The organism is Micromonospora sp. NPDC007271 (assembly GCF_040634005.1).
Classification (GTDB): domain Bacteria; phylum Actinomycetota; class Actinomycetes; order Mycobacteriales; family Micromonosporaceae; genus Micromonospora.
Window position 1 is genome coordinate 1,442 of sequence record NZ_JBEYER010000097.1, and the last position, 24,595, is coordinate 26,036.

Below are 24,595 nucleotides of genomic sequence, written 5' to 3' on the forward strand. Positions count from 1 at the left end.
GCTTCTTGTGGTCCTCGTCCTTGAACTCGGGCTTCTTGTGGTCCTCGTCCTTGAACTCGGGCTTCTTGTGGTCCTCGTCCTTGAAGTCGTGGTCCTTGCGGTCACGGTCCTTGCCGTCGTGGTTCTTGAAGTCGAAGTCCTTGCGGTCCTCGTCCTTGCGGTCGAAGTCCTTGCGGTCGAAGTCCTTCCAGTCCCAGTCCCCGTGGTCCCCACGGCAGTCCTCGAGAAGGCTGACCTGCGGCTTGGCGCCGACATCGCCCGCGTACGTGCTCTGCCCGGCCGCGTTCGCCATCGCGGGCGAGAACAGCAGCAGGGAGGCGCCGCCGAGAGCGGCACCCGCAACAACCTTCCCGAGCATCTTCTTTCCCATGACCTGCGTCACTCCATCCCCTGTTGTCCTGAGCCCGACGACGGTCGAGCTACGCCCGACGTTAGACCCTTTCGCGACTTATACGAGGAAAGATTCGTGTTTAGGAGTTTATTGACCCTTGAGGGCATAGAGGGGTTACAAACCTTATGCCGCACCGATGGTCTTCCAGGGTCGCTACGACCCGCTGCGGCGGGCCTGCGCCCCGACGCTCGATCACGACGCCGCCCGACCCGGCTCGACCTGCCTCGGCCGGTCTGCCGGCAACCGGCGTACTCGTGTCGCCTGGGCTGTTCGCGCCGTATGCTCGCGCTCCCAGTCACATCGAGGCATTGCCATGGAAGCGCTCCCATGCAAGAATCTGGGCACGCGGTTCGGGGAGCCACACCGCGAGTTCAGACGTCGAGGGCATCCGGGCGACCGGGCGGCGTCCGACTCCTCGACCGGCCGGCTCGGCCGGTCGGGTTCACCACCACCACGCCCGTCCGGGTCGGGCACCCCCGAAGACCCCCGTGGCACCGACGGCCGTCCCGTGCGGACGTCCCGAGGGCCTTTTCGCCGGGCCGTACGCGGATCCGGTCTCGCCCAAGGAGATCAGTGGCATGAATCTGTGGAGAAGGCTGTCCGGCCGGAGCCGGGCACTCGCACTGACCGGTGCGGGCGTCCTGGTGGCCGGCGGGCTGGTGACCCTCCCGGTCACCGCGGCGCAGGCCGCGACCCAGTGCAGTGTGGACTACGTCACCAACGACTGGCCGGGCGGCTTCACCGCCACCGTGACGGTCAAGAACGTCGGTGACCCGCTCAGCTCGTGGACGCTCGGCTTCACCTTCCCGAACAGCTCGCAGAAGGTCGTTTCCGGCTGGTCGGCGATATGGTCGCAGAGCGGCCAGAACGTCACCGCGAAGAACGAGTCGTACAACGGCTCGCTGCCCAGCGGGGCCAGCACGACCATCGGGTTCAACGGCTCCTGGAGCGGCAGCAACCCGAAGCCGACCCAGTTCACCCTGAACGGCACGGTCTGCAACGGCGGCACCCCGCCCACCACCACACCGCCGCCGTCGAGCCCGCCGCCGTCGAGCCCGCCGCCGTCGAGCCCGCCGCCCTCGAGCCCGCCGCCGTCCAGCCCGCCGCCGCCGGGACAGAAGGTGGACAACCCGTACGTCGGGGCCAAGGGTTACGTGAACCCGGACTGGAAGGCCAAGGCGGACGCCGAGCCGGGTGGTAGCCGGGTCTCGAACAACCCGACCGGCGTGTGGATGGACCGGATCGCCGCCATCAACGGCACCCCCGGGGCCCGGGGCATGCGCGCCCACCTCGACGAGGCGCTGCGGCAGGGGGCCGGCTACATCCAGTTCGTCATCTACAACCTGCCCGGCCGGGACTGCGCCGCGCTGGCCTCCAACGGTGAGCTGGGTCCGAACGATTTGCCCCGCTACAAGGCGGAGTACATCGACCCGATCGCCGCGATCCAGAGCGACTCGAAGTACGCCAACCTGCGGATCATCAACATCATCGAGATCGACTCGTTGCCGAACCTGGTGACCAACACCTCGGGCAACGCCGGCGGCACCGTGATGTGCGACACCGTCAAGGCCAACGGCGCGTACGTGAACGGTGTCGGCTACGCCCTGGCCAAGCTGGGGGCGATCGGCAACGTCTACAACTACATCGACGCCGCGCACCACGGCTGGATCGGCTGGGACAGCAACTTCGGCCCGACCGCCGACATGCTGAAGAGCGCCGCGGTCGCCTCCGGCAGCACGGTGCGCAACGTGCACGGCTTCATCGTCAACACGGCGAACTACTCCGCCCTGCGCGAGCCGTACGTCAAGATCACCGACACGGTGAACGGCCAGACCGTCCGGCAGTCGAAGTGGATCGACTGGAATCAGTACGTCGACGAGCTGTCGTTCGCCCAGGCGTTCCGGCAGAAGCTGGTGTCGGTCGGCTTCGACAGCGGCATCGGCATGCTGATCGACACCTCCCGCAACGGTTGGGGCGGCTCCGCCCGGCCCACCGGCCCCGGCCCGATGACCAGCGTCGACACCTACGTCAACGGGGGCCGGATCGACCGCCGGATCCACGCCGGCAACTGGTGCAACCAGGCCGGCGCCGGCCTCGGTGAGCGGCCGAAGGCGGCGCCCGAGGCGGGCATCGACGCGTACGTCTGGATCAAGCCCCCGGGCGAGTCGGACGGTTCCAGCAGCGAGATCGCGAACGACGAGGGCAAGGGCTTCGACCGGATGTGCGACCCGACGTACACCGGCAACGCCCGCAACGGCAACAACCTGACCGGCGCGCTGCCCAACGCCCCGGTCTCGGGGCACTGGTTCTCCGCGCAGTTCCAGGAGCTCATGCGCAACGCCTACCCGCCGCTCTCCTGAGCGGGGGCCGGCCCACCCGCAGCGGCGGGAGTGAGGCACCGCCGCGCGGGTTCCCCCCGGGCCCCTGGTCGACCCCCCGAGGTCGGCCAGGGGCCCCCGGCTGTGCGGGCCGTACGGCCGTCAGGGGACCGTCTTCTCGATCGCCGCCCGGCCCAGCTCGGCCAGGTCGCGGCGGGCTCGCTCGATGTTCTCCGGGGTGAGGTCCTGGCCTCGGGCCAGCACCAGGTCCTCGGGGTCCCACGGCTGTTCGCCGCCGGTGCGCCGGTTGGCCGCGGCCCCCTCGGTGCCGGTGCCGGTCGCCCCGGTCCCGGTGCCGGTCGGCCCGGACCCGGCCGCGTACGGGTCGCCGAGGATGTCGGGCGAACCGGTGTCGGGCACGGCCCCGTCGGGCTCGGTGAAGACGGGATTGTCCCGGTCGGCACCGCCGCCCGTGCGCAGCTGCGGCACCGTGCTGTCGTCGTTCACCGCCGCGGCCGCCTCGGGGGTCTCCTCCAGCGGCCGCTCGCCACCGCGGTCACGATCCGTCATGCTGCTGCCCTCCTGTCCCGTTCCGTGATCCCCCTGGCGTACCCGGCAGCGGCCGGGCCATGCCGTCCGGGCGCGGTCATCGCTCGTCGTCGTGGGCACCGCCCGGCCGGAGCCCGGGCGAACGCCGCTCAGCGGCCGAGGACCCGGTACAGGAAGTCCCGGTAGCTGCGGACGGCCACCCGGAGCTGCTCGGTGTCGGCCGCCCTCGACTCCGGCCCGCCGCCGAGCTTGGTCTTCTGCTCCCGCAGCGCGGCCGAGAGCGCCTCGATCGCCTCCTCGACCAGCGACTCCGCCTGGCCGACCGCGGCGCGCGGGTCGTCCACGAAGCGGAGCTGGACATCCCGCCAGCGATTCCGGAAATTCTCGGCGATCTCGGGCGCGAAGAGCGTGGCGGCGTCCGGCGGCACCGACGGCGCCAGGTCGCGGCGCGCCCCGCCGGCCGTACCCGCGCCCGCGGCGGCGCCGGCCACGCCCGCGCCGGCCGCGGCGGCGCTGGCGTCCGGATCGACCATGGCCGGTTCGGCGCTGCCGTACCCGGCCGCGGCGGAGGAGAGGGCGTCGTCCCGCGCCGCGCCGGAGCGCTCGGCCGCCCACCGCTCCGGTTCGTGCAGCCGGTCACCGGCCGTCGGGTCGGCCCGCTCGTCGTCGAACGGATCGGTCCGCCCCGGGGCCCCGTCGCCCGGCTGGGCGGTGTCCTCGCCGCGGGCGTCACGCTCGTCCTCGGGCCGCCCACTGGCCATCGCGGAGGCGGCCACCGCGTCGGCCACGGTGGCCGCCCCGAACGCGGTCGGCACCGGCGCCGGATCGTGGTATTCCGGCCGGCCCTCGCCGGCGGCGTCGGCGGCCTCCGCCTCCCGGCGCTCCCGCGCGTCGTACGCCCGGGTCTCGTCCGCCTCCGCCGCTCGGCGGTCCGGTCCCCCGGCGGTCCGCTCGCCCGGCACCGTCGGATCGTCGAAGGTGCCCCGGTCGTCCAGCGCGTCCTCGGGTACGTCGGTCCGGGCGCCCTGGTCGCGCCGGTGCCCGTCGCCCTCGCCGGCGGGCGGGCGGACCGGCACCGGCGCGGACCGGACGGCTTCGGGGTGTCCCTGCGTGACCTGCTGCTCTTCCTGGCGCATGGCGGCGGCCTCCTCAGCGGCTCGTGACGTCGGATTCGTGGTCGGGGTCGCGCTGTCGCGGCGGCCGGTGCCCGACCGGGTCCGCGCCGAGCAGGTCGGCGAAGAGGGCCCGGTAGTGCACGAGCGCCTGGCGGAGTTCCTCCGTGCTGGCCTCGCCCCGCTCGGTGCGCAGTCGGATCTCGTGGGCGTCCCGGTAGTGGGACAGCGTGCGGGCGTGCTCGACGGAGAGATGGGCGGTCTGTTCCGAGAAGTCACCGGTCGGGTACCCGCGTTCGGCGATCAGCCGGGTGACCAGCTCGTCGGCGTCCCGGACGGCCTCGGCCGGCGAGTCGACGAAGCGGACCTGGAGTTCCTCCCAGGCCGTGGCGTACCGGGCCCGGGACTCGGCGCTGAGCGGCGTGAGCCTCAGCTCGGCGTGGCGGCGTTCCCGCTCCCGCAGTTCCCGCTCGGCCTCGGCCCGGCTGTCCCGCTCGGCGACGAGCCGGTCGTACTCGGGGCCGAAACGTTGCCGGAGGGCGCGCCGGCGGTTGGCGACGACGGCGACCCCCGCCAACGCCGCGAGTATCAGCACGACGATGACTGTGACGACTGTCTGCGTGGGCGACATGGCTCCTCCTTCGCCCGCTGGTATTCCCTCCGTCTCCTGATCGCCAATCCCGATCCGGGGCACTTTCCCGGGCGACTCCCGGACCGGGCAGTGCGGTTCGCCTGGTGAGAACCCGGCCCGGTCCCGCCGAAACCTGACCTGTTCCAGAAAGCGCGTCCCGTCAGCACGCGCCCCGAACAGCCCCGGGCAGACACCGCCCGCAGGCGCGGAGCGAATCGGGCGGGCCTCGGCCGAGCCGTTCCGGCGGGGCGCTCGCGCCCGACGGGATCCACAGCGGAGCGTTCCGGACGGTAGCGACGAGCGAGACGGCCGGTAGTGCATCCGCCGGTGATTACGTATCCTGCCGAGGGCACCCGAGCCGGGGCTCGGGCATCGCGGCCGGAAATCTCGGCCCGTGCCGGCGCCACCCCCTGCGACACCCTTCCGGGCGAGGTCTGATGAACACCCGTGACTGGCCGATCCGCGCCAAGCTGACCGCGCTGGTCATCGGTCCGGTGACCGCGCTGCTGGCGCTCTGGATCTTCGCCACCTCGCTGACCTTCGGGCCCGCCCTCGACCTGCTCGCCGCGCGCACCCTCCTCTACGACCTGGGCCGCCCCGGCGAAGCGGTCGTCGCCGAGCTGCAACGGGAACGCCGGCTCTCCGTCGTCCAGCTCGCCGGGGACACCACCCTGCCCGCTCTGGCCGAGCAGCGGACCCGCACCGACCAGGCCGTCGCCGAGCTGCGCCGCCGGGTCGACGGGCCGGACCTGCGCGACGCCGCCGACGACCTGCTCGACGAGCGGCTCGACCAGCTGCTCTCCGCGCTCGACGCGCTGCCGGCCGGCCGGGGCTTCATCGACGCCCGGAAGGTCGACCGGGCCGGGGCGATCGGCCTGTACGGCGGGATGGTCAACTCCGCCTTCCAGGCGTTCTCCGCGATGGCCACCCTGCCCGACCACCAGCTCAACCGGGAGGCGCTGGCGCTGACCGCGATCGGCCGGTCCCGGGAGTTGCTCGGCCAGACCGACACGCTGCTCGCCGGCGCGCTCACCGCCGGCCGGTACGCCGAGGGCGAGCACGAGCAACTGGTACGCACCATCGACAACCAGCGTTTCCTGATCGAGACCGCGGTGGCCGACCTGCCCGAGCGGGCCCGCGTGGAATACCAGCGGTTCACCGAAGGGGAGGCGTACGTCCGGCTGCACGCCCTCCAGGACACCCTGATCCGCGCCCGGACCCTGCCGGCCGAGCTGGACGTACGGGCCTGGGAGTCCAGCCAGGCCGTGGTCTGGCAGGGCCTGCGGGACTTCGAGCTGCGCGGCGCGGACGACCTGGCCGAGCGGTCGGTGCCGATGGCGGTGCCGATCCTGGTCCGGCTCGCCGTCGCCGGGGTCTTCGGCCTGCTCGCCATCGTGGTCTGCGTGCTGGTCGCGCTGCGGGTCGGCCGGTCGCTGGCCGGACGGCTCACCGGGGTGCGCACGGCCGCGCTGGAGATGGCCGAGCACCGGCTGCCCGACGTGGTCGCCCGGCTGCGCCGCGGCGAGGAGGTCGACGTCGCCCGGGAGGCGCCCGAGCTGGACCACGGCGGCGACGAGATCGGCCAGGTGGGGCGGGCCTTCAACGAGGTACGCCGGACCGCCGTGCAGGCCGCCGTCGACGAGGTCACCCTGCGTCGGGGGCTCAACGAGGTCTTCCTCAACATCGCCCGGCGCAGCCAGGGCCTGGTGCACCGACAGTTGGCGCTGCTGGACCGGCTGGAGCGGCAGACCGAGGATCCGGACGAGCTGGCCGGGCTGTTCCAGGTCGACCACCTCGCCACCCGGCTCCGGCGGCACGCCGAGGATCTGGTCATCCTCGCCGGTGCCGCCCCCGGCCGGGGCTGGCGGAGCCCGGTCGCCGTGGTCGACGTGGTGCGCGGCGCCATCTCCGAGGTGGAGCAGTACGACCGGGTCGACATCGGCGAGGTGCAGCCGGCCGGGATGCTCGGCCGGGCCGTCGGCGACGTGATCCACCTGCTGGCCGAGCTGATCGAGAACGCCGCGGCCTTCTCCCCGCCGGGCACCCGGGTCGACGTCACCGGGCGGGCCGGGCCCGACGGGTACGCCATCGAGATCACCGACCACGGGCTCGGCATGTCGCCGCAGGCCCGGGCCGACGCCAACCGCAAGCTGTCCCGCGCCCCGGAGTTCGACCCGGCCGACAGCGCCCGGCTGGGCCTGTTCGTGGTCGCCCGGCTGGCCGCCCGGCACGGCGTCCGGGTCGAGCTGCGACCGGCCACGCCGGCCGGGACCACGGCCACCGTGTTCGTTCCGGCCGACCTGGTGACCGAGGAGCCGGCGCTCGGCCCGACCGACCCGGACGCCGGGGCAAACGGCCCCGACCAGCGGCGGATGGCCAAGGTGACCCGGCTGGGCGCGCTGCCCCGGCCACGGGTCGCCCGGCCCGGCCGGGACCGCCCCGCGTCGGCGGTGGTGTCGCTGCCGGCCGGCCGTACCTCCTCGGTCGAGCCGCCCGCCGACGACGACGGGCTACCCCGGCGGGTTCGCCGGCGCGGACCCGCGACGAGGTCCATGCCGGTCGTCGCGGGCACGCCGGCGCACCGGCCACCCGAGGAGGTCCGCCGGGCCATGTCGGCCCTCCAGGCCGGCACCGCCCGGGGCCGTCGGGACGGCGCCCGCGCCGCCGCCGATCGGCTCCAGGAGACCGCGGCCGGCGCATCCTCGACCTCCGCCGCCTGCCCGGGTGGCGGCCCGGCCGCCGGCGTGGCCCCGCGCCCGGCCGGCACGCCCGCCCCGCCGGCACCGGCGGTGGCTCCGGAACCTCCGACCGCAACTGAGAGGGACGCCTAGTGGTGCACACGACGCGGCAGAACGCCGATCTCGACTGGTTGCTCGACGACCTGGTGGAGCGGGTGCCGGCCGCCCGCGAGGCGGTGGTGCTGTCGGCCGACGGGCTGCTGCTCGGCGCCTCGGCCGAGCTGGACCGCAGCGACGCGGAGCACCTCTGCGCCCTGGCCTCCGGCTTCTCCGGCCTGGCCAAGGGCGCCACCCGGCACGTGGGCGGCGGCGCGGTCCGCCAGACCGTGGTGGAGATGGAGTCCGCGTACCTGTTCGTCACGGCGGCCGGGCAGGGCGCCTGCCTGGCGGTGGTGAGCGACGCCGACGCCGACATCGGCCTGGTGGCGTACGAGATGGCGATGCTGGTGATCCGGGTCGGGGAGAGCCTGGCGGCCCCGGCCCGGGCGGCGTCGGGTGCGATCGATGTGGGCTGAGTCACCGGGCGCGCACCACGAGTGGCTGGACGACGCCGCCGGCCCGGTCGTCCGGCCGTACGCCCTCACCGGCGGGCGGGTGCGACCCTCGGTCGACGGCTGCGACCTGGTGGCGTTCGTGCTCGCCGCTCCGGCGGCCGACACGGCCGGCCTGTCGGGCCTCCAGCCGGAGCATCGGCGCCTGGTCGAACTGAGCCGGCGGCCGGCCGTCCTGGCCGACCTCGCCGCCGACCTGGACCTCGCCGTCGGCGTGGTCCGGGTGCTGCTCGGCGACCTGCTCGCCCGGGGGCTCGTCGCGGTGCACCAGCCGCCGACCGCCGCGCGCCTGCCCGACGACGACATCCTCAAGGCGGTGGTCAATGGACTCCGTGCGCTCTGACCGGGAGGCGGCCCGGCCGCAGGTCCCGCTGGCCCTGAAGATCCTCATCGCCGGCGGCTTCGGGGCCGGCAAGACGACGCTCGTGAGCGCGTTGAGCGAGGTCCGGCCGTTGCAGACCGAGGAGGTGCTGACCGGGGCCGGCGTCGGCACGGACGACGTCTCCGGCGTGGAGGAGAAGGCCACCACCACGGTCGCGATGGACTTCGGGCGGATCACCATCAACGACGACCTGCAGGTCTACCTCTTCGGCACGCCCGGGCAGGACCGGTTCTGGTTCCTCTGGGACGAGCTGGCCTTCGGCGCCCTCGGCGCGGTGGTGCTCGCCGACACCCGCCGGCTGGCCGACTGCTTTCCCTCGATCGACTACTTCGAGCAGCGGGGCATCCCGTTCGTGGTGGGGGTGAACTGCTTCGACGGGTCCCGGCGGTTCAGCCTGGCGGCGGTACGCGACGCGCTGGACCTGGACCCGGACGTGCCGCTGGTGCTCTGCGACGCCCGGGACCGGCAGTCCGGGAAGCTGGTGCTGATCGAGCTGGTCGAGCACGTCGCCCGGCAGCGCGGCGAGCCGGTGCCGGTGGGCTGACCCGGCGGGCCCCCGGGCCCCGCCGTTCGCGGCAGGGCCCCGCGGGTGCCGGATCCCGGGAAAGCCACCCGAACCGGCCGGGCTTGACGGGGTACCTCTGGTTGGATCGACGCCAGGAGTCGGCGGAAGGTGGGACCGGTGCGCGCACAGGACACGATCGTCCACATCGGTGGCTACACGGCGGAGGCGGGCGGGCGGGCCGAGGGTATCGTCGCCGCCCGCCGCGATCCGGTGTCGGGGGAGCTGACCCCGCTCGGCACGGTGGCGGTCACCCCGTCGCCGTCGTTCCTGGTCCGGCACCCGGCGTCGCCGGTCCTCTACGCGGTCAACGAGCTCGCCGAGGGGCAGCTCAGCGCGTTCCGGGTCGCCCGGGACGGCGGTCTCGACCTCGTCGGCGTCCGCCCGACCGGCGGGGCCGAGCCCTGCCACCTGGCGGTCGCCCCGGACGGGCGGCACCTCTTCGTGGCGAACTACGGCGGCGGTAGCGTGGCCGTGTTCCCGCTCGACGGCGACGGCGTGCCGGGGGAGCGCTCCGACCTGGTGCGGCACGAGGGGCACGGCGCCGACCCGCAACGGCAGGAGCGGGCGCACTGCCACATGGTCTCGCCCGACCCGGACGGCGGTCCGCTGCTCGCCGTCGACCTGGGCACCGACTCGGTCTACCGGTACGACCTCGACCCGGCCTCCGGTCGGCTGGTGCCGCGCGCACCGCGGCTGCGTACGCCGGCCGGCAGCGGGCCCCGGCACCTGGCCCGGCATCCCGACGGGCGGCGCTGCTGGCTGGTCGGCGAACTGGACGGGACGGTCACCGGGTACGACCTGACCGCCGACGGGCTGCACCAGCGGATCCGGGTGGACGCGAGCGGGCGGGTCGGGCACGTGCAGCCCTCCGAGGTCGCGGTCGGGCCGGACGGCCGCTTCCTCTACGTCGCCAACCGGGGGGTCGGCACGGTGGCCGTCTTCGCGGTGACCGGCGCGGCCCCCGAGCTGGTGGCCGAGGTCGACACCGGCGGGGAGTGGCCGCGGCACTTCGCCCTGGCGGGTGGGCACCTCTACGTGGCCGACGAGCGGGCCGACATGATCAGGATCCTGCGGGTGGACCCCGACACCGGGGTGCCGGAGCCGGTGGGGGAGCCGGTGCCGGTGGCGAGCCCGACCTGCGTACGGCCGTGAGGACGGCCGGCGACGGACACTCCCCAGTGGACCGCTGTCACCTCTGATCACTGACCGGACACTCAGGGTAACTTTTCCCTGGTAAACGGTTTCTGCTGCGTAACTTTCGTCCGAACGGTTGTGGCAGTAACCCCACGAGGTACGCAAGATGGTCACCGTGTCTGGCCGCCATCGCATGCGTTCGCGCCTTGGAGGAGCAGGTGCCGTTGCGGCGGCCACCGCGCTCGCCCTCGTCGTAGCCGGCTCCTGGTTCGGTTACCAGCAGTTGGCGGGGCCGTCCTGCTCCGGGCGGATCCAGCTGTCCGTGGCGGCCGCCCCGGAGATTGAGCCAGCCATCAAGGCGGCGGCCGACAAGTGGGTCGCCGACGGAGCGGCGGTGGGTGGCACCTGCATCGCCGTGAACGTCGCCGCAGACGAGCCGGTCGAGGTGGCCGCCGCGGTGGCGAGCAAGCACGGTGCCAGCCTGGCCGGCGTCGGACAGGCCAGCGGGACGGCGGTGACGCCGGACGTCTGGGTGCCGGACTCGTCCACCTGGCTGCTGCGGCTCAAGAGCGGGGGCGCCAACGCCTTCGACCCGGCCAACGGCGCCTCGATCGCTCGCAGCCCGGTGGTGGTCGCCGTGCCCGAGCCGGTGGCCTCCCGGTTCGGCTGGCCGGACAAGAAGCTGACCTGGAAGGATCTGCTGCAACAGCTCACCAGCAGCAAGCCGCTGCGGGCCGGCATCGTCGAGCCGACCCAGGACGCCGCCGGCCTGTCCGGGCTGCTCTCGCTGACCGCCGCGGCCAGTGCCACCGGCTCGTCGCCCGGCCAGGCTCAGGAGGCGATGATCGGGGCGCTGCGGCAGCTGGCGACCAACCGGTCCTCACTTCGGCAGGATCTCCTCGCCCGGTTCCCGCGCTCGCCCGACCCGACGGCCATCGCCAGCGCCCTGGGCGCCGCGGCGCTCTCCGAAGAGGACGTGATCGCGTACAACGCCACCAAGCCGCCGATCCCGCTGGCCGCGCTCTACCTGGACGACCCGGCGCCGATGCCGCTGGACTACCCGTTCGCAGTGCTGCCCGGCATCGAGCCGGTCAAGGCGTCGGCCGCGAAGGTGCTCTTCGACGTGCTGAGGACGCCGCAGTTCCGGGACCGGCTCGCCGCGCAGTCGCTGCGTGCGCCCGACGGCAACTGGGGCGAGGGGTTCCAGGCGCCGCGGGGGGCGCCGAGCCTCGGGGACGCTTCCCCGACCGGTCAGGGCGGCGCGGCCGGCCTGGACCCGATCGCCATCCAGAAGGCCACCACCACCTGGTCCGTCGCCACCCAGTCCGGCCGCATGCTCAGCATCATCGACGTCTCCGGCTCGATGAAGGACCCGGTGGCGACCGCCAACGGCGCCACCCGGTTGCAGGTCACCGTCGCGGCGGCGAACCAGGGCCTCGCACTCTTCGACGACTCCTGGTCGATCGGGCTGTGGACCTTCTCCACCAACCTGAACGGGCCGCTGGACTATCGGGAAGTCGTACCGATCAAGCCGCTGTCGACCAATCGCAACGCGTTGCGGCAGGGCCTCGCCTCGGTCAAGGTATCGAAGGGTGACACCGGCCTCTACGACACGTTGCTGGCGGCCTACGAGAAGGTCCAGGAGGACTGGGAGCCGGGCAAGGTCAACTCGATCGTGCTCTTCACCGACGGCCAGAACGACGACGACAACGGCATCTCCCAGAAGGAACTGCTCGCCAAGCTGAAGAAGCTGCGCGACCCGGAGCAGCCGATCCAGGTGATCATCATCGGGATCGGGAAGGACGTCAGCCGGGCGGAGCTCGAGCCGATCACGGCGATCACCGGCGGTCGGCCGTTCGTCACCGTCGATCCGGCCAAGATCGGCGAGATCCTCCTGCAGGCGATCGCGCTGCGACCGCCGGCACCGCGCTGACCCGCCACTCAGCGAACGCGTTCCGCCGGGCCGGGGAAACCCGGTGCGGCGGAACGCTTCCAGGTTGCGGCGGTTTTCGAAGAAGTGACGGCAATACGTCCGAAGCAATCGGCGTCCATAATTATCGAGGCAAGATGTCCGGGTGCTCCCAGCCGCCGGTCCCCGATCGGGGCGGCGTGGCGCGGGTTCGGCCTGAGGGAAGTGGGGAGGGCCGGTGACCTCGGCGACGCTGTTGACTCCCGCCAGCACGGCGACGCGGCCGGGCGGCGACCGTTCCGGCCCGACGCGCGCCGCTGAGCGGGCCTACATCCGGGTCCTGGTGGTGCTGGACACCGCCGTGCTGGCGGTCGCCATCCTGGTCGGGTACGTTGCCCGCTTCGGCGACGAGCGACCGAGCGGCTCCGCGATCCCGTACGTGGTGGTCGCGCCCGCGCTGCTGCTCGTCTGGCTGATCTCGCTGCGGGCGATGCGTTGCTACGACGACCGGGTGCTCGGCTACGGCGCCGACGAGTACCGGCGGGTCAGCGCGGCCAGCCTGCGGCTCGCCGGTGGCATCGCGATCGCCGGGTACATCGCCGACGTCGGGGTCTCCCGGGGCTTCCTGGCCATCTCCTTCGCGGTCGGCACGGTGGGCCTGGAGGTGGCCCGGTTCGCCGCCCGCAAGCGGCTGCACCGCGCCCGCGACCGGGGCGCCGGCTGGTCCCGCAAGGTGCTGGTGGTCGGCGACACCGCACACGTCCTGGAGCTGGTGCACACCCTGCGCCGCGAGCCGTACGCCGGCTACCAGGTGGTCGGCGCCTGCATCCCCGACGCGCTGCTCGCCCCGGTGCCGCAGCGACTGGGCGACGTGCCGGTCGTCGGGTCGTTCCGGGGCATCCCGGAGGCGGCCACCGCGATCGGCGCGGACACCGTCGCGGTCACCGCCTCCGGTGAGCTGACCGCGACCCGGCTGCGCCGGCTCGGCTGGCAGCTGGAGGGCACGGGGGTCGACCTGGTCGTGGCGCCCGCGCTGACCGACGTCGCCGGCCCGCGCATCCACACCCGCCCGGTCGCCGGCCTGCCGCTGATCCACGTCGAGGCGCCCGAGTTCCGGGGGGCCCGGAAGCTGGTCAAGGGGCTGGTCGACCGCTCGGTGTCGCTGGTGGCACTGCTCCTGCTGCTGCCCCTGCTGGTGGTGATCGCGCTCGCCGTCAAGCTGGACAGCCGGGGGCCGGTGCTGTTCCGCCAGGTCCGGGTCGGCCAGGGCGGCAAGGAGTTCGGCGTCTTCAAGTTCCGCACCATGGTGGTCAACGCCGACGCCCTGCTGGCCGAGCTGGCCGCGCGCAACGAGACCGACGGCCTGCTGTTCAAGATGCGTGACGACCCCCGGGTGACCAGGGTCGGCAAGCTCCTGCGCAAGTGGTCCCTGGACGAGCTGCCCCAGCTCGCCAACGTGCTGCTCGGTCAGATGAGCCTGGTCGGCCCCCGCCCGCCGCTGCCCTCCGAGGTGGCCCGGTACGACGGGGACGTGGCCCGTCGCCTGCTGGTCAAGCCCGGCATGACCGGCCTCTGGCAGGTCAGCGGCCGGTCCGACCTGAGCTGGGAGGACGGCATCCGGCTCGACCTCTACTACGTGGAGAACTGGTCGCTCGCCGCCGACCTGACCATCCTCTGGAAGACCTTCGGCGCGGTGATCAACAGCCGCGGCGCGTACTGAACCGGCGGCGGGCGGCCCGACGGCCGGCCCGCCGCCGCAGCGGTCCGCCGGTCAGGGCTGCGGGCCGAGCCAGTCCAGGCAGACCACCACGGCGTCGTCGACCAGGTCGCCGGCGACGAAGGCCCGCAGGTCGCCGAGGAGCGACCGCACCGCGTCCAGCGGCTGCAGCGGTCCGGTACGCCGCAGGAAACGGTCCAGCGCCGTCTCGCCGTACCGGATCCGGTTGGCCGTGGCCTCGACCACGCCGTCGCTGACCACGAAGAGCCGGTCCCCGCGCCGCAGCTGGAACCGCTGCTCCCGGTAGTCCGTGCCCTCGAAGATGCCGAGCGGGAACTGCTTCTCCAGCACCTGCTCGGTCACCTCACCGTCGCGCAGCCGCAACAGCCGGGGCGAGCCCGCGTCGACCACGGTGATCGAGCCGCCCGCCAGGTCCAGCTCCAGCAGGAGCGCGGAGAGGTGCTGCTGACCCCGGTGCAGGGCGTAGATCGCCTGGTCGGCGAGGGCGGCCTGGTCGGCCAGCCCCAGCTCGGCCCGGCGGGCGTTGCGCAGCGCGTGGGTGGCCAGTGAGGTGAGCATGGACGCGGCCACCCCCTCGCCCGAGCCGTTGATCACCGAGAGCCAGAGCCGGCGGCCGTCGTCGGACCAGTCGAAGCTGTCCCCGCGCACCGCGTACGCGGGCTCCAGTTGCCCGGCCAGGCTGAACGAGGGCCGGCTGCGGCTCCGGCCGGGGAGCAGCTCCCACTGCATCTCGGCGGCCAGTGTCAGCCGGCGGGTGCGGCGGGCGGTGAGATAGACGTCCGTGGTGGGGGTCACCGCGGCCAGCTCGTGGCCGAGGACGGTGGCGATCGCGGCCAGCTCCGCGAGGACGGCCGGGTCCGCCGGTGGCGGCGACAACCGGAGCACGCCACGCCGCTCGCCCCGCATCCCGACCGGGAACCAGGCGGCGTCGTCCGACCCGACCGGGTCCTGATGGTCGAAGCAGCGCCAGGCCGGGTGGCCGGGAGCGGTGATCGCCTCGCCGCCGCCCAGCGGCAGCAGCGCGGCCAGCCGGTAGTCGACCTGGTACAACTCGGCGCCCGTGATCGCGTACGACCGCTCCAGCTCGGCGGCGAGCCGGTCGAGCAGCAGGTCCGCCGGAGCCTCGGTGAGGGTCCGGCGCGCCCGGTCCTCCGGCCCGCCCATCTTTGCTCCTTTGCACAGGTCGTCGCCCTGGTAAGGCGAGTAGTCTCGGGCGCACCATGGCCGAAGAGACCGGTCCCCACGGACCTGATGCGAGTATGGCCGCCGCGCTGGACGAGGCGGCGGGCACCCTGCTGGCTGTCTGGGAGGCGGCCCGGGAGCGGACGACGAGTCGGCTCTCCGGCGCCCAGTTACGCGCGGTCATGGTCGTGGAGAAGTACGACGGGATCAACCTTCGCCGCCTCGCCACGCTGACCGACATGCTGCTCTCCTCGGCCAGCCGGCTCTGCGACCGGCTGGTGGCGGCCGGGATGCTGGAGCGGGAGCCGGGCCGGTACGACCGGCGGGAGATCTCGCTGCACCTCACCCCGGAAGCGATCCGGCTCCTCGGCGAGCTGCGGGCCGACCGCCGGCGCCGGCTGGACCGGATCCTGGCCGGGATGGGCGCGGAGGGGCGCGCGGCACTGCTGCGCGGGATGCGCGAGTTCGACGAGGTCGCGCGGCGCGGTGAGGCCGCCGCAGCGGAGGGCTGGCCGGTCCTCCAGTCGGCGGGCGAGCGGCTCGACGAGCCGCTGACCGGGCCGGGGGAGACCCCAGGCGAGCCGCCGGTGGCGCGTACCGCCTGATCTCAGCCCCGCGGCGTCGCCGGCCGCGCCACGATCGTTGACGCCCAGGCCGGAGTCTTCTCGGCGTGTCGACCAGCTGAGCTGCCAATCATCACTCGACGGCACCGATCAGGCTGAGGAGGGCGACGGGAAACGCCCGGTACGGGCCAGCCAGCCGACCGGGCGGTCGACGATCCGGCGCACCACCGACGCGGCCCCGCCGACGGCTGCGGACTGCGCGCCGAGCGCCGCCGGCCGTACCGTCACGGGCGCCCACGCCGCGGTGAGCACCCGCTGGGAGATCTCGGCGACCACCGGCGGGGTGAGCCACGGGGCGAGCGGGGCGTAACCGCCGCCGAGCACCACGGTGTCGAGGTCCAGCAGGTTCACCACGCCCGCCACGGCCACCCCGAGGGCGGTTCCGGCCTCGGCCAGGGCGGCCCGGGTGGCCGGGTCGCCGGCCCGGGCGAGGTCCGCCAGTCGGGTCGCGGCGGTGTCGGCCGGTAGGTCCGCGCCGGCGAGCCCGGCGGCGGCAAGGATGGCCTCCTGGCCCGCGTACCGCTCCAGGCAGCCCTGCCCGCCGCAGCGGCAGGGTCGCCCCTCCGGGTGCACGGGGAGGTGGCCGATCTCGCCGCTCCAGCCGCGGGCGCCCCGGTAGAGCGCCCCGTCGAGCACGATCCCCGCGCCGATGCCGATCTCGCCGGAGATGTGCAGGAAGCTGGCGGACCCGGGGGGACCGGCGTGCAGTTCGCCGAGGGCGGCCAGGTTGGCCTCGTTGTCGACCACCAGCGGGGGGATCCCGTCGACCGGCTCGGCGAGCGGGTGCCCGGCGAGCAGCCCGGGGACGTCCACGTCCCGCCAGCCGAGGTTGGGGGCGAGCCGGACCAGGCCGCCGTCGCCGACCAGGCCCGGCACGGCGAGCGCCGCGCCGGCCAGGGTCAGCCCGTCGCGTACTGCGGCGGCGCGGGCCTCGGCGGCGAGCGCGGCGAGCCGGTCCAGGGCGGCGGCGGGGGAGACCGGGCGCAGGTCGGCGCGGCGTACCAGGTGGTGCCGGACCGCGCCGCTCAGGTCGACCACGCAGGCGGCCAGGTAGTCGACGTTGACTTCGAGGCCGAGCCCGGCCGGGCCGTCGGTGGCCAGCACCAGGCCGCGGGCCGGCCGCCCGGCCCCGGCCCGGGGCGCGGGCTGCGCCTCGACGACCAGCCGGCCGGCGATCAGGTCGTCGACGACCGCGGAGACGGTGGCCCGGGTCAGCCCCGTCCCGGCGGCGAGCGCGGCCCGGGAGGGCGGGTGGTCGGCGGCGGCGATCCGCCGGAGCACCACCGCGAGGTTGAGCTCGCGGAGGCTGCCCTGCCGGACCGCTCCGGTGCTGCTGGCCATGGTCACCCCTTGACACTGCCACACCGCGATCATTTAATTCAATCACTGAACAAATTGCGGACGACACACCACCGACGACACCACCGGAGGTCTGCCATGGCGCCCCGTCCCACCCCCGCCGACAAGTTCTCCTTCGGTCTCTGGACGGTGGGCTGGCCGGCCCGCGACCCGTTCGGCGACGCCACCCGCCCCGAGCTGGACGCGGTCGAGGCGGTGCACCGGCTCGCCGAGCTCGGCGCGTACGGGATCACCTTCCACGACGACGACCTGGTCCCGTTCGGCGCGGACGCCGCCACCCGCGACGCCCACCTCACCCGGTTCCGCAAGGCGCTCGACGAGGCCGGCCTGGTCGTGCCGATGGTCACCACCAACCTCTTCACCCACCCGGTGTTCAAGGACGGCGGCTTCACCAGCAACGACCGGTCCGTCCGCCGGTACGCGCTGCGCAAGGTGCTGCGCAACGTCGACCTCGCCGCCGAGCTGGGCGCCCGCACCTTCGTGATGTGGGGCGGCCGGGAGGGCGCCGAGTACGACCTGGCCAAGGACGTCCGCGCCGCGCTGGACCGCTACCGGGAGGCCGTCGACCTGCTCTGCCAGTACGTCGTCGACCAGGGCTACGACCTGCGCTTCGCCCTGGAGCCGAAGCCGAACGAGCCGCGCGGCGACATCCTGCTCCCCACCGTCGGGCACGCCCTGGCGTTCATCTCCACCCTGGCCCACCCCGAGCTGGTCGGGCTCAACCCGGAGGTCGGCCACGAGCAGATGGCCGGACTGAACTTCGCGCACGGCATCGCCCAGGCGCTCTGGCAGGGCAAGCTGTTCCACATCGACCTCAACGGCCAGCGGGGCATCAAGTACGACCAGGATCTGGTCTTCGGCCACGGCGACCTGCTCAACGCGTTCGCCCTGGTCGATCTGCTGGAGCACGGCGGCCCGAGCGGCGGTCCCGCGTACGACGGGCCCCGGCACTTCGACTACAAGCCCTCCCGCACCGAGGACATGGCCGGGGTGTGGGCGTCGGCGGCGGCGAACATGCGCACCTACCTGCTGCTGAAGGAGCGGGCCGCGGCGTTCCGGGCCGACCCGGAGGTGGCCGAGGCGCTGGCCGCCAGCAAGGTCACCGACCTGGCCACCCCGACGCTGAACCCGGGGGAGAGCTACGCCGACCTGCTCGCCGACCGGTCCGCGTTCGAGGAGTTCGACCCGGCGGCGGCCGGGGCGCAGGGCTACGGCTTCGTCCGGCTCAACCAGCTCGCCGTCGAGCACCTGCTCGGCGCGCGCTGAGGCGGGCCGCCATGCCGCTCGTCGCCGGGATCGACTCGTCCACCCAGTCCTGCAAGGTGGTGGTCCGGGACGCGGGGACCGGCGTGCTGGTCCGGCAGGGCCGCGCGCCGCACCCGGACGGCACCGAGGTCGACCCGCGGGCGTGGTGGGACGCCCTGCTGGCGGCCGTCGCCGCGGCCGGCGGGCTGGCCGACGTGGCCGCCGTCGCGGTCGGTGGCCAGCAGCACGGCATGGTCTGCCTGGACGCGGCCGGAGAGATCGTCCGCCCCGCGCTGCTCTGGAACGACACCCGCTCCGCCGACGCCGGCCGGGAACTGATCGCGGAGGCGGGCGGCGGCGAGGCCGGCCGGCGCTTCTGGGCCGAGGCGACGGGCAGCGTGCCGGTGGCCAGCTTCACCGCCACCAAGCTGCGCTGGCTGGCCCGGCACGAGCCGGCGAACGCCGACCGGGTGGCGGCCGTCTGCCTGCCGCACGACTGGCTCACCTGGCGGCTCGCCGGCGCCCCCGGCCTGGCCGCGTTGCGCACCGACCGGGGCGACGCCAGCGGCACCGGCTACTGGTCGCCCCGGACCGGTGACTACCGGCTCGACCTGCTGGAACGTGCCTTCGGGCGGCAGGTCGCGGTGCCGGCGGTGCTCGGCCCGGCGGAACCGGCCGGACAGCTGCACCCGGCGGCGCTCGCCGGTGCCGGTCCGGCCGGCGACGTCCTGCTCGGGCCCGGCACCGGGGACAACGCCGCCGCCGCGCTCGGCGTCGGGGCCGGTCCCGGCGACGTGGTCGTGTCGGTCGGCACCTCGGGCACGGTCTTCGCGGTGGCCGACACCCCCGCCGCCGACCCCGCCGGCGCGGTGGCCGGCTTCGCCGACGCCACGGGCCGGTTCCTGCCGCTGGTCTGCACGCTCAACGCGGCCCGGGTGCTGGACGCCGCCGCGGCCCTGCTCCGGGTCGGCCTCGACGAGCTGAGCGAGCTGGCCCTGGCCGCCCCGCCCGGCGCCGACGGGCTGGTCATGGTCCCGTACCTGGAGGGGGAACGGACCCCGGACCGGCCCACCGCCACCGGGTCGCTGCACGGCCTCACCCTGGGCAGCTCGACCCCGGCCCACCTGGCCCGGGCCGCCGTCGAGGGCATGCTCTGCGCGCTCGCCGACGGGCTCGACGCGCTGACCGCGCAGGGCGCCACCGCCCGCCGGATCATCCTGGTCGGTGGCGGGGCCCGATCGGCGGCGGTACGGCGGATCGCCCCGCAGGTCTTCGGCCGCCCGGTGGTTGTGCCGCCGTCCGGCGAGTACGTCGCCGACGGCGCCGCCCGCCAGGCCGCCTGGGTCGTGCTGGGGGGCGCGGAGCCACCGCCGTGGACCATCGGCCACCCCGAGGAGTACGCCGGCGAGCCCGTTCCCGCCGTGCGGGAGCGCTACGCGCGGTCCCGGGAGCTGGTCGTCGACCGCCTCGACCCCGCCGCGGACGGCTGACCGGTCGGGGCCGGTCATCCGGCCGTGATCTCGGCCTGGTTTGCTGCCCGACATGAGCGGCACGAAGGTCTTCCGGCGCGGCAACCCGGTCCACCGCTTCTACAGCGTGGTGGTGTTCGTGGTGCTCGCCTCGCTGGACAACGTGGCGATCGGCCTGGTGCCGCCGCTGTACGGGCCGATCTCCGGCGCGCTCGGTGTGCCGCAGCGCCTGCTCGGCCTGGTCACCGCGGTGAGCTTTCTGGTCAGCGCGGTCGCCGCCGTGGGCTGGGCGTACGTGGGGGATCGGACCAACCGCAAACCGCTGCTCATGGTCGGCACGCTGATCTGGGCGGCCGGCACCGGCGGCAGCGCCCTCGCCCACCACTACCCGACGTTCCTGGTCGCCCAGCTGGTCGCCGCGATCGGGCTGGGCGCGGTCGGCTCGGTCGGCTTCTCGGTGGTCACCGACCTGATCTCCCCGCGCCGCCGGGGTGTGGTGATGAGCTTCTGGGGACTGTCGCAGGGCGTCGGCACCCTGGCCGGCACGCTCACCGGCGGGATCCTCGGCGCCACCGACTGGCGCCGGCCGTTCCTGCTGCTCACCGTGGTCGGCCTGGTCGCCACCGTGGCCTACCTGTTCACGTACGACATCCGGCGCGGGCAGAGCGAGCCGGAGCTGGCCACGGCGTTCGACTCCGGCGCCGAGTACGACTACCGGATCAGCCGGGCCGACCTGCCCCGGATCCTGGGCCGGCGGACCAACCGCTGGCTGATCCTGCAGGGGCTGACCGCGCAGGCGGCGTTCGGCTCGCTGGTCTGGCTGCCGGTGCTCTTCGCCCAACGGGCCGAGGCGCAGGGCTACTCGTCGGCCACCGCCGTGGTGGTGGGCAGCGTCTTCGCCACCCTGTTCCAGCTCGGCGGGGTGCTGTCCATCGTGGGCGGGCTGGCCGGCGACGCGCTCCAGCGGCGTACGCCCAGCGGCCGGGCGCTGGTCGCGGCGGTGGGCATCCTCGCGGCCGTGCCCTTCTACCTGGTGCTGTTTCTCGTGCCGATCCGGATCGACGTGCCCAACGGCGGCAGCTCCGGCGCGGTGATCTCCGCGGTGCTGTCCAGCGTGCTCACCGAGCCGACGGTCGGGCTCAGCCTGTTGACCGCCGTGCTGGCACTCGCCCTCACCTCGGCCAACTCGCCGAACTGGTTCGCGCTGATCGCCGACGTCAACCCGCCCGAGCACCGGGGCACCGTCTACAGCCTGGGCAACCTGGTCAACGGGGTCGGTCGGGCGGCCGGCAACGGCCTGGTCGGGGTGGTCTTCCACGGGCTGCGGGCGGCCTTCCCGCCGCCGCTGAACTACGCCGTCGGGCTGGCCGCGTTCCAGCTCTTCTTCATCCCGACCGGCCTCATGTACTGGCTCGCCGCGCGCACGTCACCCCGAGACATCGCGCAGGTGCACGACCTTCTGCACGCCCGCGCGGCCGACCGTGGCTGAGCGGTGCCGGCTGCCGCGGGCGGCCGGCGGTGCGTGCCCAGCGCTGCGTGCCCAGCCCGGTCCGCCCTTCGCCGTCCGGTCCGTTTCGCCGTCCGGTCCGTTTCGCCGTCCGGTCCGTTTCGCCGTCCGGTCCGCTTCGTCGCCCGGTCCGCTTCGCCGCCCGGGCGGCAGCGTGCTCGTCGTCGCCTTCAGAGCTGATGGCGTAGACGATTCAGCGCCGACCGGCGCCCCGTGCCCCGCTTCGGGTGCGTTTCTTGTCGCCGGAGCGACCAGAAACGCACCCAGAGCAAAAAGCCGTTCCGCAGCTGTGGGGTGAGTCGTTTACGACGTCAGCTCCAAAGGAAAACAAAAAGCGAGGACGCCGGGCCCGTGCGGGTGGAGGGGGGACGCCGGGCCGTGCGGGTGGATCCAGGCAGGCCGGTGCCACGCCCGCCGGCTCACCGGGGAGCAGACGGGCGCGCGCCGGAGGGCGGGGCGATCACCGCCACCGAGCGCGGCATCAGGCGCGATACCAGATCGTGACGTCGCTGGGGACGGCGTTGTCGTCGTCGAGCGGGGCGCTGGCTGCCAGGACCTTCGCGCCGACCGGCAGGGGCACCGGCTCGGCGCCGAAGTTGGTCAGCACGATGAGCCCGCGGTTGGTGAAGGTGAGCACCTCGTCGCCGGAGGAGAGCCAGCGCAGCGCCCCGGCGCCCAGCCCGTGCTCGCGGCGCAGCCGGAGCGCGGTCCGGTACAGCTCGTACGTCGAGCCGGGCACCCCGCGCTGTCGGTCGAGGGCGTACTCGCTCCAGATCGGAGGCTGGGGGAGCCAGCTCGCGTCGGTCGGGCCGAAGCCGTACGACGGGGCGTCGGCCTCCCACGGGATCGGCACCCGGCAGCCGTCCCGGCCCCGCTCGGTGTGCCCGCTGCGCTCCCAGGTCGGGTCCTGCCGGGCCTCGTCGGGCAGCAGGGTGTGCTCCGGCAGCCCCAGCTCCTCGCCCTGGTAGAGGTATGCGGAACCGGGCAGGGCCAGCATCAGCAGGGTGGCCGCCCGTGCCCGGCGCAGGCCGAGCGCCGCGTCCGGCTGCGGATCGCCGATGCCGATGCCGTTGGGCCGGGGCGTGCCGATCGGCAGGCCGAGCCGGGAGGCGTGCCGGACCACGTCGTGGTTGGACAGCACCCAGGTGGTGGGCGCGCCGACCGAGTCGGTGGCCTCCAGCGAGCGGGTGATCACCGCGTACTGGGCCGGCGCGGTCCAGGCGGCGAGCAGGTACTCGAAGTTGAACGCCTGGTGCATCTCGTCGGGCCGGACGTAGCGGGCCAGCCGCTCGGCCGGCTCCACCCACGCCTCGGCGACCAGGATCCGCTCCCCGCCGTACGAGTCGAGCAGCGCCCGCCACTCCCGGTAGATGTCGTGCACGCCGTCCTGATCCCACATCGGCGGGCGCGGCTTGTCCACCTCCGGGCCGGAGAGGATCTCCTGCGGCTCCTGCCAGTCGGCCAGGTCGGCCTGCTTGATCAGGCCGTGCGCCACATCGACCCGGAACCCGTCCACGCCCCGGTCCAGCCAGAACTGGAGGATGTCCAGGAACTCGGCCCGGACCTCGGGATTCTCCCAGTTCAGGTCCGGCTGGCCGGGGTCGAAGAGGTGTAGGTACCACTGCCCGTCGGGCACCCGCGTCCAGGCCGGGCCGCCGAAGACGCTCTGCCAGTCGTTCGGCGGCGCGGCGCCCTGCGGGCCCCGGCCGTCCCGGAACACGTAGCGCTGCCGCTCCGCGCTGCCCGGCCCGGCGGCGACGGCCGCCTGGAACCAACGGTGGGCCGACGAGGTGTGGTTGGGCACCAGGTCGACGATCACCCGCAGCCCGCGCGCCTTCGCCTCGGCGATCATCGTGTCGGCGTCCGCCAGGGTGCCGAAGAGCGGGTCGACGTCCCGGTAGTCGGCCACGTCGTATCCGGCGTCGGCCTGCGGGGACGGGTAGAACGGCGACAGCCAGAGTGCGTCGACCCCCAGTTCGGTGAGGTGGTCGAGGCGGGCGGTGATGCCAGGGAGGTCGCCGATGCCGTCGCCGTTCGAGTCGGCGAACGAGCGCGGGTAGACCTGGTAGATGACGGCCTCGGTCCACCAGCCGGTGGCGGCGTCGCCGGCCGTTTCCGGTCGAGTCGTGTCCGTGTTCAGAGCCTTCTCCCCTGTGTCGAGCCGTGACCGTCCGTCGCCGGGCGGTCGTTCCCGGCCGCCGCGGACGGCCGGATCCGTTCAGTGTGCCCGCGGTGGTGCGGTCGATTCACGTACCACCAGTCGAGTGGGCAGGATCACCGGCGGCGGCGAACCACTGCCGGCGTCGGCGTCGTGCGGCCGGAGCGCCAGCCCCGGGTACGGGTCGGCAGCGCGCACCCCGAGCGGGTCGAGCAGGAGCCGGGCGGCGAGCAGCCCCTGCTCCGCGGCGGGTTGGGCGACCGTGCTCAACCCGAGCACCCCGGCCAGGTCGTGGTCGTCGATGCCGATCACGCTGACGTCGTGCGGCACCCGTAGCCCGGCGTCACGCAGCGCGGTCATCGCGCCCATCGCCATCTCGTCGCAGGCCGCGAAGATCGCGGTGGGCGGCTCGCCCCGGGCGAGCAGCTCGGCGGTGGCCCGGATGCCACCGTCGATGGTGAACTGCGACTCGACGTCCAGGCTCGGGTCGGGCCGGATCCCGGCCGCGCGCAATGCCTCCTGGTAGCCGCGGCGGCGGTCCAGGTGCGTGGTGAAGGCCAACTCGTCGTCCGGGTCGCCGGAGATGTGCGCGATGCGGGTGTGGCCGAGGTCGAGCAGGTGCCGGGTGGCGGTCCGCCCGGCGGCCACGTCGTCGATGCGTACCCGGGGCCAACCCGGCACGTCGCTGCCGGAGCTGATGGTCACGCCCGGCAGGGCCAGCCGGGTCAGCGCGGCCACGTCCACCGGCCGCAGCGGGGTGGCGACCAGGATGAGGGCGTCCACCCGCTTGTCCAGGTTGGCGGTTTGCAGCACCCGCTGCCGGGTCTGCTCCCGGCCGCCGAGGTTGTAGAGCAGCAGGTCGTAGTCGTACTGGTGGAGGAGGTCCTCGACGGCCTCCACGACCGTGCCGAAGAACCAGCGGGTGATCCGGGGCACCACGATCGCCACCGTGCCGGTCCGGCCGCCGGCCAGCCGGGAGATCCTCCGGAGGATCCCAATGGTCGGTGCGGACCTTTGCCTCGGCGATCTGCACG

At 74.0% G+C, this 24,595-nt stretch carries 19 protein-coding genes and 1 pseudogene; 12 read left to right on the forward strand and 8 right to left on the reverse strand.

Annotated features, from left to right (window positions below):
- A pseudogene (locus ABZ570_RS27225) lies at positions 1-370 on the reverse strand (hypothetical protein); the annotation flags it as partial.
- A gap of 599 nt (positions 371-969) precedes the next feature.
- Here ABZ570_RS27225 and ABZ570_RS27230 point away from each other — a divergent pair.
- Positions 970-2,751: a glycoside hydrolase family 6 protein gene (locus ABZ570_RS27230; RefSeq protein WP_358069462.1), complete on the forward strand. Its 1,782-nt coding sequence runs from the start codon at positions 970-972 to the stop codon at positions 2,749-2,751.
- Positions 2,752-2,871: 120 nt separating this feature from the next.
- Here ABZ570_RS27230 and ABZ570_RS27235 read toward each other — a convergent pair whose 3' ends face one another.
- The 3 genes from ABZ570_RS27235 to ABZ570_RS27245 form a co-directional block, all read right to left on the reverse strand.
- Positions 2,872-3,279, reverse strand: a complete 408-nt coding sequence (locus ABZ570_RS27235; protein WP_358069465.1) for a hypothetical protein — start codon at positions 3,277-3,279, stop codon at positions 2,872-2,874.
- Positions 3,280-3,407: 128 nt separating this feature from the next.
- Positions 3,408-4,394, reverse strand: coding sequence for a hypothetical protein (locus ABZ570_RS27240; RefSeq protein ID WP_358069468.1), 987 nt, complete (start codon positions 4,392-4,394; stop codon positions 3,408-3,410).
- Between the two features lie 13 nt (positions 4,395-4,407).
- Positions 4,408-5,001 carry a hypothetical protein gene (locus tag ABZ570_RS27245; protein WP_358069471.1) on the reverse strand — a complete coding sequence of 198 codons (594 nt, stop codon included), beginning with the start codon at positions 4,999-5,001 and terminating at the stop codon, positions 4,408-4,410.
- Positions 5,002-5,438: 437 nt separating this feature from the next.
- Here ABZ570_RS27245 and ABZ570_RS27250 point away from each other — a divergent pair, with 437 nt between their 5' ends.
- From ABZ570_RS27250 to ABZ570_RS27280, 7 genes are all read left to right on the forward strand, one after another.
- A complete protein-coding gene (locus ABZ570_RS27250) occupies positions 5,439-7,832 on the forward strand; it encodes a nitrate- and nitrite sensing domain-containing protein (RefSeq protein ID WP_358069474.1) in 2,394 nt (797 codons plus the stop codon).
- Complete coding sequence (locus tag ABZ570_RS27255; RefSeq protein ID WP_358069477.1) at positions 7,832-8,254, forward strand: roadblock/LC7 domain-containing protein; 423 nt, start codon at positions 7,832-7,834, stop codon at positions 8,252-8,254. Before ABZ570_RS27250 ends, ABZ570_RS27255 begins: the two co-directional genes overlap by 1 nt.
- Positions 8,244-8,633, forward strand: a complete 390-nt coding sequence (locus ABZ570_RS27260; RefSeq protein WP_358069480.1) for a DUF742 domain-containing protein — start codon at positions 8,244-8,246, stop codon at positions 8,631-8,633. Before ABZ570_RS27255 ends, ABZ570_RS27260 begins: the two co-directional genes overlap by 11 nt.
- On the forward strand, positions 8,614-9,216 hold the full coding sequence (locus tag ABZ570_RS27265) for an ATP/GTP-binding protein (RefSeq protein WP_358069483.1): 603 nt from the start codon (positions 8,614-8,616) through the stop codon (positions 9,214-9,216). The genes ABZ570_RS27260 and ABZ570_RS27265 overlap by 20 nt, the downstream gene beginning before the upstream one ends.
- Before the next feature lie 129 nt (positions 9,217-9,345).
- A complete protein-coding gene (locus ABZ570_RS27270; RefSeq protein ID WP_358069486.1) occupies positions 9,346-10,389 on the forward strand; it encodes a lactonase family protein in 1,044 nt (347 codons plus the stop codon).
- A 175-nt stretch (positions 10,390-10,564) separates the two neighbouring features.
- Positions 10,565-12,304 (forward strand): VWA domain-containing protein, encoded by a 1,740-nt coding sequence (locus ABZ570_RS27275; RefSeq protein ID WP_358069489.1) that lies wholly within the window; start codon positions 10,565-10,567, stop codon positions 12,302-12,304.
- Positions 12,305-12,533: 229 nt separating this feature from the next.
- On the forward strand, positions 12,534-14,000 hold the full coding sequence (locus ABZ570_RS27280; RefSeq protein WP_358069513.1) for a sugar transferase: 1,467 nt from the start codon (positions 12,534-12,536) through the stop codon (positions 13,998-14,000).
- 51 nt (positions 14,001-14,051) lie between these two features.
- Here the strand turns inward: ABZ570_RS27280 and ABZ570_RS27285 are convergent, their stop codons facing one another.
- Positions 14,052-15,182: a PP2C family protein-serine/threonine phosphatase gene (locus ABZ570_RS27285; protein WP_358069492.1), complete on the reverse strand. Its 1,131-nt coding sequence runs from the start codon at positions 15,180-15,182 to the stop codon at positions 14,052-14,054.
- Positions 15,183-15,277: 95 nt separating this feature from the next.
- Here ABZ570_RS27285 and ABZ570_RS27290 point away from each other — a divergent pair, with 95 nt between their 5' ends.
- Entirely contained in the window at positions 15,278-15,805 is a 528-nt protein-coding gene (locus tag ABZ570_RS27290; RefSeq protein WP_358069495.1) for a MarR family winged helix-turn-helix transcriptional regulator, read from the forward strand.
- Between the two features lie 108 nt (positions 15,806-15,913).
- Here ABZ570_RS27290 and ABZ570_RS27295 read toward each other — a convergent pair whose 3' ends face one another.
- The gene (locus tag ABZ570_RS27295) at positions 15,914-17,197 is read right to left on the reverse strand and encodes an ROK family protein (RefSeq protein WP_358069498.1); all 1,284 of its coding nucleotides are present in this window, start codon (positions 17,195-17,197) and stop codon (positions 15,914-15,916) included.
- Between the two features lie 63 nt (positions 17,198-17,260).
- Here ABZ570_RS27295 and xylA point away from each other — a divergent pair, with 63 nt between their 5' ends.
- Genes xylA through ABZ570_RS27310 form a run of 3 tightly spaced genes read left to right on the forward strand, consistent with a single transcriptional unit; the run spans position 17,261 to position 21,385 of the window.
- Positions 17,261-18,448: a xylose isomerase gene (gene xylA, locus ABZ570_RS27300; protein ID WP_358069501.1), complete on the forward strand. Its 1,188-nt coding sequence runs from the start codon at positions 17,261-17,263 to the stop codon at positions 18,446-18,448.
- Positions 18,449-18,459: 11 nt separating this feature from the next.
- A complete protein-coding gene (gene xylB, locus ABZ570_RS27305) occupies positions 18,460-19,917 on the forward strand; it encodes a xylulokinase (protein ID WP_358069504.1) in 1,458 nt (485 codons plus the stop codon).
- Between the two features lie 52 nt (positions 19,918-19,969).
- On the forward strand, positions 19,970-21,385 hold the full coding sequence (locus tag ABZ570_RS27310) for an MFS transporter (protein WP_358069507.1): 1,416 nt from the start codon (positions 19,970-19,972) through the stop codon (positions 21,383-21,385).
- 499 nt (positions 21,386-21,884) lie between these two features.
- On the opposite strand, the gene ABZ570_RS27315 is transcribed toward ABZ570_RS27310, so the two are convergent.
- On the reverse strand, positions 21,885-23,543 hold the full coding sequence (locus tag ABZ570_RS27315; RefSeq protein WP_358069516.1) for a glycoside hydrolase family 13 protein: 1,659 nt from the start codon (positions 23,541-23,543) through the stop codon (positions 21,885-21,887).
- Positions 23,544-23,621: 78 nt separating this feature from the next.
- A partial coding sequence (locus tag ABZ570_RS27320; RefSeq protein WP_358069510.1) for a substrate-binding domain-containing protein occupies positions 23,622-24,595 on the reverse strand: 974 nt, incomplete at its 5' end.

Coding starts and splice junctions, on each gene's coding strand:
- ABZ570_RS27230 (WP_358069462.1), top strand. CDS start 970: ATGAATCTGTGGAGAAGGCTGTCCGGCCGGAGCCGGGCACTCGCACTG.
- ABZ570_RS27235 (WP_358069465.1), bottom strand. CDS start 3,279: ATGACGGATCGTGACCGCGGTGGCGAGCGGCCGCTGGAGGAGACCCCC.
- ABZ570_RS27240 (WP_358069468.1), bottom strand. CDS start 4,394: ATGCGCCAGGAAGAGCAGCAGGTCACGCAGGGACACCCCGAAGCCGTC.
- ABZ570_RS27245 (WP_358069471.1), bottom strand. CDS start 5,001: ATGTCGCCCACGCAGACAGTCGTCACAGTCATCGTCGTGCTGATACTC.
- ABZ570_RS27250 (WP_358069474.1), top strand. CDS start 5,439: ATGAACACCCGTGACTGGCCGATCCGCGCCAAGCTGACCGCGCTGGTC.
- ABZ570_RS27260 (WP_358069480.1), top strand. CDS start 8,244: ATGTGGGCTGAGTCACCGGGCGCGCACCACGAGTGGCTGGACGACGCC.
- ABZ570_RS27265 (WP_358069483.1), top strand. CDS start 8,614: ATGGACTCCGTGCGCTCTGACCGGGAGGCGGCCCGGCCGCAGGTCCCG.
- ABZ570_RS27275 (WP_358069489.1), top strand. CDS start 10,565: ATGCGTTCGCGCCTTGGAGGAGCAGGTGCCGTTGCGGCGGCCACCGCG.
- ABZ570_RS27285 (WP_358069492.1), bottom strand. CDS start 15,182: ATGGGCGGGCCGGAGGACCGGGCGCGCCGGACCCTCACCGAGGCTCCG.
- ABZ570_RS27290 (WP_358069495.1), top strand. CDS start 15,278: ATGGCCGCCGCGCTGGACGAGGCGGCGGGCACCCTGCTGGCTGTCTGG.
- ABZ570_RS27295 (WP_358069498.1), bottom strand. CDS start 17,197: ATGATCGCGGTGTGGCAGTGTCAAGGGGTGACCATGGCCAGCAGCACC.
- xylA (WP_358069501.1), top strand. CDS start 17,261: ATGGCGCCCCGTCCCACCCCCGCCGACAAGTTCTCCTTCGGTCTCTGG.
- xylB (WP_358069504.1), top strand. CDS start 18,460: ATGCCGCTCGTCGCCGGGATCGACTCGTCCACCCAGTCCTGCAAGGTG.
- ABZ570_RS27310 (WP_358069507.1), top strand. CDS start 19,970: ATGAGCGGCACGAAGGTCTTCCGGCGCGGCAACCCGGTCCACCGCTTC.